We start from the raw sequence: 14,128 nt of genomic DNA, 5'->3' as shown, positions 1-14,128 counted from the left end.
AATAACAAATCAGTATGATAATATAATTGACTCAGAAGTTTCTTTTACATGCATAAGTCATTTGAAAAAGGAAGGAATAAATTTATGGCAAAGAAAGTTTATGCAATACAATGTGGATTTGATGTTAAGAATAATAAGAAAATAGAAAATATTATAGTTAATACATGGACAGAATGTTTATTATATGTTAAAGGGATAAAAGGCGCTAAATATAAGAGCTTTGAAAGCATTGATGATGCAAAATCATATTTAAATGAAGGTAATAGGATGCTTAAAAAGAGCGATGAAAATTATCCTAAGGATTGCCTTCATGCTTATGTTGATGGTAGTTATAATTCTTGTGATGAAAGATATTCTTATGGAATAGTTTGCGTTAATAATAACGTTGTAGAATACATAGAAAGCAAGGCTGCAAAGGATACATCTGAAAAGAATATAAGACAAATAGCAGGAGAGCTTAAAGGAGCTATTAGAGCGGTTGAATATGCTTTAAAACAAAATCAGACAAAGATAGTTTTATTTCATGATTATGAAGGAATAGCTCATCATGCAACTGGTGCTTGGGATAGAAAAGAAGAATCATCTATGGAATATTATAATAAGATGCAAAAATTAATGAATTCTGGAATTGAAGTTATATTTGTTAAAGTAGATAGTCATACTGGGGATTTATTTAACGAACTTGTGGACGAAAAATGCAAAGAATGTTTAGGAATAAATTCTGATAAAGTGGTTCAAAAATGGCTTGTTAAAAACACCATAGAAGTTTCTAATAATGAAGTAAAAAATGAAATTTTAAGTATAGCTCCTAATTCTGCTGAGAATATAATACTAAGTGGTGAGAACAAAGTAGTTCATGGGAGTATAGAACTTGATAAAATTAAAAATAAGAAGGATGAAATTATCGATGAACTTAGATTTGAGGAAATTGTAAGTTTATATAAAAATAATTTTAAAGAAGGTAAAAAGGTGATTTCTAAATTATTAAGTAAGGAAAAAGAAAACTTTATTTTATATTTGCTAAGCCATAATGAATAACTATGCTAGCTATTCATTATAGATTTTCTTTTAGGTTCCTGAGTTTGAAATAGATAATAAATGTAGAAAAAATTAACTTGGATAAATTTTTAATTAATACACAACCTACATATAGAAAATAAATTAATGTTAAAGAGGTGTTAATTATGCAAAGATTTTCAAAGGGAATGATGGCAGGAATTTTAATTGGAGTAGCTGTTGAAATGGCTATGATGCCAATGTATGACAGAAGCACTCAAAAAACAATGAAAAGAGCAGGAAGAAAAATGAGAAATATGGCTGAATGTACTTATAGTGGGATACATGATTGGATGAGATAAGCCCTATCCCAAAAAAATATTTACAAGATAAAATTTAAACTTTAATTTAAAATAAAAAGGTGAAAAATTAGTTTTTCACCTTTTTATTTTCGTTATAAATTAATATTAAAGGATATTACATTTATAAGTTTAGATAGAAAAATGGATAATAAGATTAAATTATATAAAAAATGGGCTGCATTTATATTTTTATGCAGTTTTTTATGAATTTATGGTATAATTAATAGAAATTATATTAAACTAATTAAATAATTTGTTGAATAGAGAAGGATTGAAGAAATGGAAATTCTATCATTAGGAGAAAAAATTAAAAGAAAAAGAAAACAATTAAATATGACGTTAAAAGATTTAGCTAAAGACAGAATAACTCCAGGACAAATAAGCTTGGTTGAATCAGGTCGCTCAAACCCATCAGTTGATTTATTAGAATATTTAGCTGATGCATTAAATACAACTGTAGAATATTTGATGGAATCAGAAGAAAGCCAAGCTGAAAAAATTAGTCTTTATTATGAACAAGTAGGGGAATCCTGCATATTGCAAGGAGACTATGAAAAAGGACAAAGATATATTGATAATGCTTTATATTATTGTGAAAAATATAACTTAGAATATAGAAAGGCAATAATATATTTTATAACAGCAAAAGCATATATGTATAAGAAAGATTTTCCTATGGCACAAAAGATTTTTTTATCAGCAAATGTTATTTTTATAAAAAATAATAATTATGAAAAAATAATAAAAACTTTTTTACATTTAGCGAGTATTGCTTTAGAGCTAAAAGCATATCATTCGGCTAGCAGTTATCTGAAACAAGCTGAAAAAGTATACTTAGATAATAATTTTGTAGATGATTTTTTAATGGGTGAGATACATTATAATATGGCTAGAACATATTATAATATAGAAGAATTAGATTCAGCATTGGAATATTCATATTTAGCAAAGAAAAGATTTGAACAAATATATAATGATGAGGATTATGCAAAAAATTTATTCTGTTTAGCAGAGGATTTCAATAAAAAAGGTGATTTATCAAATGCTATAAAGTATTCGAAGAAAACATTGGAAGTTTATAAAAAAATTCAATACAATAAGAGTATAGTTAATATAGAACATAATCTAGGAAAACTATTCTATGAATTTGGTAATCTAGAAGAATCACTTAAGCATTATGAAATATCAAAAAATGTTAGTGCTCAAAATCATGTGGGTTATATAAATGATATATTAATAGATATTTGTAAAAATTATTTGAAATCAAAAAATACTGAAGAGTGTAGTAGAATATTGAAAAATATTGAAAATAGTATTGAAGAAAATGATATTGACAGAAAAATTGAATGCAAATTAATAAAATACAATGTATTTAATATTGATGAAAAATTGGAACAAGCAGAGAATGTATTGGTTGACACATATATGTTAGCAAAAAATAGTGGAAGATTATCTAAAGCAGGCGAATTAGCTATAAGAGTTGGAAAATATTTTATAGATAAAAAGGAAGAAGAAGAAGCAGCGTACTATTTAAACCAAGGAATACAATTATTTAATGAGGCAGAAAAATTAAAAAATTAAGAAGTAAATGGGTGATATATTTGGAAATACTGTCTACTGGTGAAAAAATAAAAAGAGCTAGAATATTCAAAGGGATTACATTAAAGCAATTATGTGAAAATAAAATTTCAATTGCTAAAATGAGTTGCATAGAAAATGGCAAGATTAAGGCAGATAATGAACTACTTAAATATATATCAAAAAAAATTGAAATTGATTTGAATTACTTAATAGAAGATGTTTATGAACAAATATTAAATAATTTAAAGATGATAAAAAAGAATATTTCATGTGATAATGATTCAGAAAATAAGTTAAAAGATAATTTAAGTTATGCACTCAAATATAAATATTATGATTTAGCATTTAAATTAATACATATACTATTTTCTTATTATGTAGAACAAAATAAGGCAGAGAATATTCAATTGATAGTGTCTCAATACTATGATTTATTTCAAAGAAATAATACTGAAGAAAACACAGTTATATACTTTAAGGATATGGCAAGATATCTTTCTCAAAATGGAGAATATATAGAAGCAATATCTTATTATAGTAAGCTTAGAGAAATGCTTCAACAAAAAAAAGATGGATTTGATAATGCAGAATATTGCTTAATAGGATATAATGAAGCATTATGTTATCAAAATATAAGAAAAACAGAAGAAGCATATAGCATTTTAGCAGACATTATAGGATATGTTGATAAACTTAAAACAGATGAAAGTAAAGGTAAAATATATCATATTTATACTACTGTATGTATTAAGTTGAAGAAAGATTGTGCAGATGAATATAAAAAGAAAGCATTTGAATATCAAAAATATAATCCAATTTCATTAGCATTATCACATGGAAACTACGGGAAATATTATTTCGAAGTAGGAGAACAGGAAAAGGCAATTGCAGAAATAGAAAAAGGAATTAAAATATTTCCACGAGACAATGTAGAAAAAAATGTAGAATTCTTAAATTATTGTACTAAAATATTAATTGAAAATATAGAATATGAGATAGCTTATAAAATTACTGAAGAAGCATTAAATATGGCAATTATTACAGATAATATAAAGCTAATCGAAAAATCATATTATTTAAAGGGAATAATTCTTCAAAAAATGGACAAGTATATTGAAGCAGAAAAATATATGAATTTATCTCTAGATTCATTATTTAAATTTGGTACAAGAGATGAAAGAAAAAACAGATATATAGACATGGGCAAGCTTTATTATGCCCTTGAAGATACTACGGAGTCATTAAAATATTTTAATTTAGCGTTAGCAGTAGATAAGAAAATATAGTGACTAAAAATCTAAAGAATGACAGATAAAAAGAGAAAGCCATTTGTTTTGAAAACAAATGGCTTTCTCTTTTTTATTTCACAGGCTTAAATTTTTCTAATTTATATTAATAAAATAGTCTAATAAATCTTCAATACTAATCATACCTATAATTTTCTCATTTTCAACTACAGGCATGGCGATGATATCATTTTTTCTTAAACGTTTAGCTACGGTCAATAAGTCTTCATCAGCTTGTGCAAGTATTACGGATTTAGTCATAACCCATTCAATTGGGCAACTAACATAATGACCAGGATGTATCATAAATCTATAAATATCAGCTTTGACGACCATTCCAACTAAATTGTCTTTATCATTTACTACAGGCATACCATTAATATTAAGTTTATCCATTAAGTCTAGAACTTTATCTATTGTATCGGTTACATTAACAGAATGAAAATTTTGTTTAACAATAGAATTTATTTTCATAATATCACCTCTTTCAAAAAATAATATTCTAAATGTAAATAACTATAAAATAAATATACCAATAGGGAATTATACTAATATTTTACTACAAAACAACTAATTTTTAAATAAATATAAATATAAATATAAATATATATGTTAAAAGGTTTATGAAATCATGTCTATATAGTGTTAAAATTTTATAAAAAATCGAAATAAACTTTGACTTTCTTTGACCTATATATTATTATATAAGTAAAGAAGGAATTATTTAGGTTATAGTTTAAAAAAATATTACTTGAACAAAATGTATAGTAAAAACTAAATATAAATTTGAGGAGGAACAAGTATGAATATTGATAAAATGACATTAAGAGTACAACAAGCACTAAACGATGCAAATGTCACAGCAGTTAAATTTAATCACCAACAAATTGATTTAATACATCTTTTTTCTGCGCTTGTAGAACAAGATGATGGATTAGTACCAAACATTTTTACGAAAATGGGAGTGCAAATAAAGAGCATAAAAGATTCAATAAATAAAGAATTAGATTCAATGCCAAAGGTTTTAGGTGAAAGTGTTGGTAATGTATATATTACTAGAAAAATAGAAGAAGTATTAATTAAAGCTGAAGAAATATCAAAGCAATTTGAAGATTCATATGTTAGTGTTGAACATTTAATGCTAGCTATTATGGAAGTGGATAAAAATGGTCAAGTTTCTAAGATATTAAAACAATATAATGTGAATAAAGATAATTTTTTGAAAGTTCTTTCAGAGGTTAGAGGAAGTCAAAGAGTTGAAACCCAAGATCCAGAAGGAACATATGATGCTTTAGCTAAATATGGAACTAATTTAGTTGATCTTGCAAAAAAACATAAGCTTGATCCAGTTATAGGAAGAGATGAAGAAATAAGAAGGACAATAAGAATTCTTTCTAGAAGAACAAAGAATAATCCTGTGTTAATAGGTGAACCTGGTGTTGGTAAAACAGCAATTATTGAAGGGTTAGCTGAAAGAATAGTTAGAGGAGATGTTCCAGAGGGATTAAAAGATAAAATTATATTCTCATTAGATATGGGATCACTAATTGCTGGAGCTAAATATAGAGGTGAATTCGAAGAGAGATTAAAGGCAGTTTTAAAGGAAGTTCAAAATAGTGAAGGAAGAATATTATTATTTATAGATGAAATTCATACTATAGTTGGAGCTGGTAAAACTGATGGTGCCATGGATGCTGGTAATTTGATAAAACCATTATTAGCTAGAGGGGAACTTCACTGTATGGGTGCAACAACTTTTGATGAATATAGAAAATACATTGAAAAAGATAAAGCCTTAGAAAGAAGATTTCAACCGGTAATCATAGCTGAACCTACAGTTGATGACACGATAGCGATTTTAAGAGGATTAAAGGAAAGATTTGAAATTCACCATGGAATTAGAATCCATGATTCAGCAATAGTAGCTGCTGCAAAACTTTCTGATAGGTATATTCAAGACAGATATATGCCGGATAAAGCAATTGACTTAATTGATGAAGCTGGTGCTATGATAAGATCAGAAATTGATTCACTTCCAACAGAGCTTGATGTTATAAGAAGAAAGATTTTTAAATTAGAAATAGAAAAAGAAGCTTTATCTAAAGAAAAAGATGAAGGATCAAAAAATAGGTTAGATGATCTTGAAAAAGAACTTGCGGAATTAAAAGAAAAAAATGATGAAATGACTGCAAAATATACAAAAGAAAAAGAACACATTACAGCTATAAAAACTTTGAAAAGTGATTTAGATGAAGCAAGAGGAGAAATAGAAATAGCACAAAGAAACTTTGACTACAATAAAGTGGCAGAGATTCAATATAGTAAAATCCCAGCATTAGAAGAAGAAATTAAGCAAAAGGAACTTGAAGTAAAAGAAAATTATGAAGGTGCTTTATTAAAAGAAGAAGTTACAGAGTCAGAAATATCGCAAGTACTTTCTAAATGGACAGGAATTCCAGTAACAAATTTACTTGAAGGTGAAAGAGAAAAGCTTTTAAGATTAGAAGATGATATGTCTAAGCGTGTAGTAGGGCAAGGAGAAGCAATTGAATCTGTAACAAATTCAATACTTAGAGCTAGAGCTGGACTTAAGGATATTAATAGACCAATAGGATCATTTATATTCTTAGGACCTACAGGAGTGGGTAAAACTGAACTTGCTAAGACATTAGCTAGAAACATGTTTGATTCAGAAGAAAGCATAATTCGTATTGATATGTCAGAATATATGGAAAAACATTCAGTATCTAGATTAGTTGGAGCGCCTCCAGGATATGTAGGATATGATGAAGGGGGGCAATTAACAGAAGCTGTAAGAAGAAAACCATATAGTGTAATTTTATTTGATGAAATTGAAAAAGCTCATGAAGATGTATTTAATATTTTTCTTCAAATATTAGATGATGGTAGGTTAACTGACAATAAAGGTAAGACAGTAGACTTTAAGAATACAATCATAATAATGACTTCTAATATTGGAAGTGAATATTTGCTAGAAAATAAAAATGAAGAACACGTAGATGATGAAATTAAATCAAAAGTAATGAGTGTATTAAAATCTAGATTTAAACCAGAATTTTTGAACAGAGTAGATGATACTATAATGTTTAAACCATTATCAGAGGTTGGTATTAAAAAGATTATAGATATATTCTTAAATGAAGTAAAATTAAGATTAAAAGATAAGAATATTGAAATTGAAGTTACAGATGATGCTAAGGTAATAATGGCAAGAGAAGGATATGATGTAGTTTATGGAGCAAGACCACTAAAGAGATATATTCAAAATACTTTAGAAAATAAACTTGCTAGAATGATAATAAAAGGGGATATAAACTACGGTTCAAAGGTTAGAATTAATGGAGCTAATGATGAAATTAATATAACGACTGTTTCATTAAGAATTTAGACGGTTGTGATTCTTGAACAGAAGTTGTTCCAAAGTGCTAGTTCAAAGATTGTATTTGAGGCTAGTATTTTTGGTACAACTTTTGTTCTTAGAACCACCAATCTAAATTCCTTAGAAACTGTAACAAACATGTTAATTATTTCGATAAGTATCACATAACGCTAAGTTAAAGTTGTGAATCTAGACTGTTTTAAAGGAATTTCAACATCTGCAGATATTCCAGATTTTAATTTTCCATCAGTATCATTACTTAATGCACCTGCTCCTATGCGTTGTAATATAATTTTTTTATTTGCTAAGCAATTTGTTTTTGCTTTGCAGTATTATTGTGTATAAAACTAAAAATACAATATATGTAATAAAATATATAAGTAAAAAACGTTACTTGGAGGAAAAAGTACAAAAAAATGTCTTATGATAATAGATTTATCTAAAATCACAAGACATTGGTATACTATTGCTTTTTTATTTTTAAGATTGCAACTATGACAGGAACTGAAATTACAGCACTTATTATAGCTTCAGGAATTCCATTTGTAACTCCAATAGTTGCAATTGCAAGTCCTGCAATTTTTGGACTTATTCCAAGAACTGCTGAATATTTTTCTAAATAGAATAGATAAGTTAAACCTAAAACTCCTATTGTATTAATTAAGGTAGCACATATTGATGCTATAGCAATACTAATACTCTGATTTTTAAATTTTTTCTTAATTAGCATGTACATATAATAGGCGACAATTCCAATTAAGATTCTAGGAACTAATGCTATAATAGGATTCCAAAAAATAAATGATGTTGGACCTGGTGCAGTAAAATTTTGATACATTGAAAATAATCCAAAAACTAATCCAACTAGGGCTCCTACAACAGGACCTTCAACAATTGCACCTATAATAACAGGAATATGCATTATAGTAGCCTTTACAGGTGGAATCGGAATAAATCCAAGACCAGTTAGTCCTAAGAAAATTGAAATTGCAGAAAGCATTCCAACCATTGTCATTTGTCTTACTGAAAATCTTGTTTTAATATAATTTCTTTCCATAAAAATACCTCCGTTCTTATTCCTTAATAATGGATATAATTCAGAAAAATCTATAATAATATATGAATTTCCGTTCAGCTTCCAAAGGAATACCGACAAATAGTATTTTATCACTTTTAAAAAAATGTTCAACAAAATTATTTAAAAAATATATAATAATAAATTTTTTAATATACAAGTATGAAGAATAGTTTGGATTTTTATGAGAACATTGCACGAGAATATATATATAAAAAGTATATTAATTATAAAAATACTTGTAAATTTCAGATGTTCATTATAAACTCTTTAAAGAAAGATATATTAAATCGAAATTATTATTTGAAGCATTAATATAAAGTAAAACTTTTAAGACGGGATTTTGCATTTAAGTTGAATTTAGTTGAATTATATAGAGTCGTGTGGTTATTAACTGACATTCTAAGAGATGACAGCCTTAGAACCACTAGACATTAGACGATATACCTTTTGAGGGTACATTGAGCCCCTTGTGGGTAATAAATATCATTAAGATAGGAGAATTAGAGTAATGAGTACAATTGCAGGAAAAGGTTGCCCAAGAATTATACCAGATGGAGAAAAAAAACCATTAAAAGATATTGAAAGAAGTATTATCAAGACTTATAGAAAAGAAATATGGGTGAAATTTATTAAGGCAATTAAAGCTTATAATTTAATTGAAGAAGGAGATAAAATTGCTGTTGGCGTATCAGGTGGAAAAGATAGTATACTTATGGCAAAATTATTTCAAGAATTGCAAAAACATGGTCAAGTTAAATTTGAAGTAGTATTTTTAGCTATGGATCCAGGATATCATCCTGATATAAAGAATCTATTAATAGAAAACTGTGAACATTTAAATATTCCAATTCATATATATGAGTCAGGTATTTTTGAAGTAGTTGATAAGATGGCTAATGATTATCCTTGCTACTTATGTGCAAGAATGAGAAGAGGTTCACTTTATGCAAAGGCACAGGAATTTGGATGTAATAAGCTTGCACTAGGACATCATTATAATGATGTGATTGAAACAACAATGTTGAATATACTATATGCAGGCAATTTCAAAACAATGTTACCTAAATTTAAATCAAAAAACTTTGAAAAATTAGAGTTAATACGACCTATGTATTATATTGAAGAGGATTATATAAAGAACTTTATAAATAATAGTGGTATATGGCCATTAAATTGTGCATGCATGGTTGCAGCTGAAAAAATTGGGAATAAGAGATATGAGATAAAGGATTTAATTAAGGAATTAAAGAAAAATTTTGATGGAGTAGAAAAGTCAATATTTAAATCAGCGGAAAATGTTAGTATGGATGGTATATTAGGATGGCAAAAAGGTGAAAAAAAACATTCTTATTTAGATTTTTATGATGAAGAATGACTTTAAGATGAATTAAAAGTATTTATTAATTTTAATTTATATGTTATATTATACTTAAATGTATAAATAATAGAAAGAAGAGTAAAAGATGGGAATGAATTCCAAAGAAATTATTGATCCTAATATATTATTAAGCTTGGTAAACATGAAATTAAGAGACCAATATGATTCATTAGATATTCTTTGTTATGATTTAGAAATGTCAAAAGAAAATATTGTAAGTATATTAAAAACTATTGGTTATAATTATAATGAAACAGAAAATCAATTTAAATAATCAAAATTTGAGAAAGCTTAGGAGGATGGTGTTGTATGAATTTCAAAAATACTGGCAAAGTAATTACTGTTATGGCAGCAACCGTGGCTTTAATAGCATCATTAGTAACTGATAAAAAATCTAAGGAAAAAAATGAAGAAAAATAATCTAAATTAGATGATTATGAGAAGGATTGTATGTACATGATTAATACTGAACTTGAATTAAATTATGAACAAATAGCGGATTCATCAAATATTGATGGAATTACTATAATTTGGGATACATCAAAGTCTAAGTTAATAGTTGATGATAAGATAATAGATATTATTAAAGAATATGATGTAAAAAATCAAACTCTAGAGCAATTAATGAATTTTATTTGCGAAGAAGATAAAAAAAGTATGTTAAGCTTTTTTAATAGAGATTTACGCAAAAGTTATATAAATAGAGAACAAGTAGAACAAAGATGCAAAATTATAGATAATGTAGGAAAGATTATTGAACTCATTGTTGTTGGAAAAGTAATTCAAAATAATTATAAATATTATTTTATTGGAACTATTTATTTAGTGGGAGATTTAAATCAAAAATATAATAATTTAAGTTCTTGGATGAAAAACTGGAGAAAATCAATAAATGATAAGACAATAAATTCAATAATTCAATGTGATAGGATTACAGGGCTACCTAATAACTATTTTTTTGAAAATATAGTTTCTAGTTTGTTAAAAAATAATGTAGATAATAATGCAAGATCAGCTATGATAATAATTGACTTAGATAATTTCAAATATGTAAACGACTCCTTTGGGCATAATTTTGGAGATTTATTACTAAAAGAAGTTAGCTATATTATATTAGAATCAGTTAAAGAAGATGTATTAGTATCTAGATATAGTGGAGATACATTCTTATTATTTAAACCGGACATAACTGATATACAGGAAATAATAGGACTATGTAATAACATAATCAAATCTTTTGAAAAGCCTAATATTGTAGATGGAAAGAAAATTTATTTAACAGCAAGTATTGGAGTCTCATTATCTCCAGATCATGGTATGGATTATAATACACTATTAAAGAATGCAGATGCAGCAATGTATGAAGCTAAGAAAAATGGGAAGAATGAATGTGATTTTTTTGATGATAATCTTTCAGTTGAGTTAAATAGAGTTTATAGTTTACAAAAAGGCTTAAGAACTGCACTTCAGAATAACGAATTATATGTTATGTTCCAGCCTAAAGTATCACTAGATGATTCTTTAGTTAATGGATTTGAGGCTTTGGCTAGATGGGAAAGTCATGAATTTGGATTGATAAGCCCAACAGAGTTTATTCCAATTGCAGAAAATTCAAAAATGATAGTTCCAATTGGAAGTTTTGTTTTGGAGGAAGTGTTTAAAAAAACAAAATTTCTTTTAAATGAAGGAAATGATAATTTTAAAATAGCAGTTAATTTATCGGAAATGCAACTTAGAGAAGATATTGTTTTATTAGAATTTAAAAGTTTAATTAATAAATATAAAATTAACCCTAAATATATTCAAGTTGAGATTACGGAAAGTATGCTCATGAAATCTTTTGATAAGAATGTGAAAATTCTAGAAGAAATTAAAAACTTGGGTGTAAGTATAGCTTTAGATGATTTTGGAACTGGATATTCATCTTTAAACTATTTAACTAAATTGCCAATAGATGTACTAAAAATAGATAGAAGCTTCGTAATTGACTTAATGAGCAATCCTAAAAGTAAATGCATTGTAGAAAATATCATTAATTTATCACATCAATTAGGAATAGAAGTAGTTGCTGAAGGAGTTGAAGAGAAATCTCAAGTTGAGTATTTAAAAACAATATTATGTGATGTTGTTCAAGGATACTATTTTAGTAAGCCTAGAATGTTTGATGGAATAAAAAATATAATTGGAAAAGAAATTTAGGCACGTGAAAGAAAATAACAAAGTAATATATTAGAGTGCTTACTTGTTATTTTTTTCAATGTGCCTAAATAAAAGTGTTGACAAATAAGTCTTATGAATATAATATAACAGTATAAAATAAATCCTAAGAAAAGGGATAGTAATCATGATACAATGTCAAAGAGAGCTGAAGATAGTGAGATTTCAGTACGGAAGTTAATGATGAATGGGCCTTTGAGGAGCGATATGAAATCTTATGAGAGTAGTTTAGCCGTAAGTCGCACGTTATAGCGAATAAGATATGTATGTATCTGAAATGAGAGGCATTTTATGCAATCTAGGTGGCAACGCGGATAATCTCCGTCCTATTAATTATAGGACGGAGTTTTTTTTATACTTAAAAATAGGGACGTGATAGTTATGTTATGAAAGAAAGTGATTTTACCATAGAAATAAATATTAAATATTAACAAGGGGGATTTTTATAATGAATACTAAAAGAATGATTACAAATGCAATTTTAATAGCAATAGGGGCAATTTTACATCAACTTACACCTCTACTTGGGGTACCAATGCAACCAGATTTATCATTAGCAATTCTATTTATAATAATAGTATATAATAAAGATTATAAAACTACATTAATATGTGCAATTATAGTAGGTGTATTTGCAGCACTAACGACTAAAACGCCAGGTGGTCAATTACCTAATATAATAGATAAATTTATAACTTCTAATATTATGTATTTAGTTTTAATTCCATTAAGAGAAAATTTGAGCAAATTGAAACAAATTAGTATTTTACTACCAATAGGAACATTGATTAGTGGAACTATTTTCATAACAGTATTAATGATGCTTGGTGGAATACCATTTGATAAATTAAGTCTTTTATTTACGACTGTAGTTATACCAACAGCAGTATTAAATGTAATAGTAGGTATTATATTATTTAAGGTTATAGAAAAATCAGTAGCAATTACTGGTGCTTATGCAGTGGAACAATAGAGAAATGATAAAAAATATTAATTTATGATAATAAGTAGAATAGAGGGTGAATAAGCCTTCTATTCTACTTATTAGTTTATATATTGTATTATTTTTTTATGAAGTGAAATTCTTCAGGGGTATTTTCATCAATCACTTTAAATTCATATCCATTATCTTTATAATATTTAATTATATCAGGCAGAGCTTTAACAGAATTTTTACTCATATATGCACAATGCATTAGCAAGAATACAGAATCTTTATTACTTTTAGAATTTTTAATAAATACACTAGGATTAGAGTTAGGATTTGCACCATCACCACTATCAGTGTTCCAATCATAAATCTTTAAATTATTTTTATGAAGTAAATTAACCATGGACTCAGAAATTCTATAATAATTATTATTGCAACCAAAAGGAAATCTTAATATGGTGGGTTTAAAACCAACTATAGAATTTATTGTTTCTTGGGTATCAAGCATTTCTTTTAAGAATGATTCATCAGAAGAATAAAGACAAATTTTTTTATGACTCATACTATGAAGACCAACAGAATGACCTTCATCATACATTCTTTTTATTAAATTTTCCTGACCTTTAATTTGGCTTCCGATTACAAAAAATGTTGCAGGAACAGAATCTTTTTTTAGTATATCTAATATATTTTTAGTTACTTTTCCAGCAGGACCATCATCAAAAGTCAAATATATTATTTTTTGTTCACTAGCATCAACAGTAATAGTATTAATTGCTTGGTAATTAATTATTGTAATTATGATTAGAATAATTGGAATATATTTTTTAAGAAATTTTAAATTCATATAATCACCTTCATAAATATTTTTGTATAACAATATTATGTGCAATAATATT

At 26.6% G+C, this 14,128-nt stretch carries 11 protein-coding genes; 8 read left to right on the top strand and 3 right to left on the bottom strand.

The annotated features are described in order from the left end of the window. Window positions 1–84: 84 nt before the first annotated feature. The 3 genes from DIC82_01375 to DIC82_01365 all read left to right on the top strand — a co-directional run bounded on the left by DIC82_01375 (window position 85) and on the right by DIC82_01365 (window position 4,225). Window positions 85–1,038 (top strand): ribonuclease HI, encoded by a 954-nt coding sequence (locus DIC82_01375; GenBank protein ID AWK53006.1) that lies wholly within the window; start codon window positions 85–87, stop codon window positions 1,036–1,038. 599 nt (window positions 1,039–1,637) lie between these two features. Further along, window positions 1,638–2,939, top strand: a complete 1,302-nt coding sequence (locus tag DIC82_01370) for a transcriptional regulator (protein AWK49823.1) — start codon at window positions 1,638–1,640, stop codon at window positions 2,937–2,939. A gap of 20 nt (window positions 2,940–2,959) precedes the next feature. After that, window positions 2,960–4,225, top strand: coding sequence for a transcriptional regulator (locus DIC82_01365; GenBank protein ID AWK49822.1), 1,266 nt, complete (start codon window positions 2,960–2,962; stop codon window positions 4,223–4,225). Window positions 4,226–4,321: 96 nt separating this feature from the next. Here the strand turns inward: DIC82_01365 and DIC82_01360 are convergent, their stop codons facing one another. Then, window positions 4,322–4,699, bottom strand: a complete 378-nt coding sequence (locus DIC82_01360; GenBank protein ID AWK49821.1) for a CBS domain-containing protein — start codon at window positions 4,697–4,699, stop codon at window positions 4,322–4,324. Between the two features lie 328 nt (window positions 4,700–5,027). On the opposite strand from DIC82_01360, the gene clpB reads away from it, so the two are divergent. Then, complete coding sequence (gene clpB / locus DIC82_01355) at window positions 5,028–7,634, top strand: ATP-dependent chaperone ClpB (protein ID AWK49820.1); 2,607 nt, start codon at window positions 5,028–5,030, stop codon at window positions 7,632–7,634. Window positions 7,635–8,088: 454 nt separating this feature from the next. On the opposite strand, the gene DIC82_01350 is transcribed toward clpB, so the two are convergent. Further along, entirely contained in the window at window positions 8,089–8,682 is a 594-nt protein-coding gene (locus tag DIC82_01350; protein ID AWK49819.1) for an ECF transporter S component, read from the bottom strand. A gap of 529 nt (window positions 8,683–9,211) precedes the next feature. Between DIC82_01350 and DIC82_01345 the strand changes: the two genes are divergently transcribed. From DIC82_01345 to DIC82_01330, 4 genes are all read left to right on the top strand, one after another. Then, on the top strand, window positions 9,212–10,078 hold the full coding sequence (locus DIC82_01345) for a tRNA 2-thiocytidine(32) synthetase TtcA (GenBank protein ID AWK49818.1): 867 nt from the start codon (window positions 9,212–9,214) through the stop codon (window positions 10,076–10,078). An 88-nt stretch (window positions 10,079–10,166) separates the two neighbouring features. After that, window positions 10,167–10,355, top strand: a complete 189-nt coding sequence (locus DIC82_01340) for a DUF4250 domain-containing protein (GenBank protein ID AWK49817.1) — start codon at window positions 10,167–10,169, stop codon at window positions 10,353–10,355. A gap of 182 nt (window positions 10,356–10,537) precedes the next feature. Continuing rightward, complete coding sequence (locus DIC82_01335) at window positions 10,538–12,280, top strand: GGDEF-domain containing protein (protein AWK49816.1); 1,743 nt, start codon at window positions 10,538–10,540, stop codon at window positions 12,278–12,280. Between the two features lie 466 nt (window positions 12,281–12,746). After that, entirely contained in the window at window positions 12,747–13,271 is a 525-nt protein-coding gene (locus tag DIC82_01330) for a tryptophan transporter (GenBank protein ID AWK49815.1), read from the top strand. 88 nt (window positions 13,272–13,359) lie between these two features. Here the strand turns inward: DIC82_01330 and DIC82_01325 are convergent, their stop codons facing one another. Continuing rightward, window positions 13,360–14,076: a polysaccharide deacetylase gene (locus DIC82_01325; GenBank protein AWK49814.1), complete on the bottom strand. Its 717-nt coding sequence runs from the start codon at window positions 14,074–14,076 to the stop codon at window positions 13,360–13,362. Window positions 14,077–14,128 lie beyond the last annotated feature (52 nt).

It is taken from the genome of Clostridium beijerinckii (genome assembly GCA_003129525.1).
In the GTDB taxonomy this organism is placed as follows: domain Bacteria; phylum Bacillota; class Clostridia; order Clostridiales; family Clostridiaceae; genus Clostridium; species Clostridium beijerinckii_D.
The sequence above is the reverse complement of the archived record's forward strand: the minus strand, read 5'-3'. Positions and strand labels throughout refer to the sequence as shown.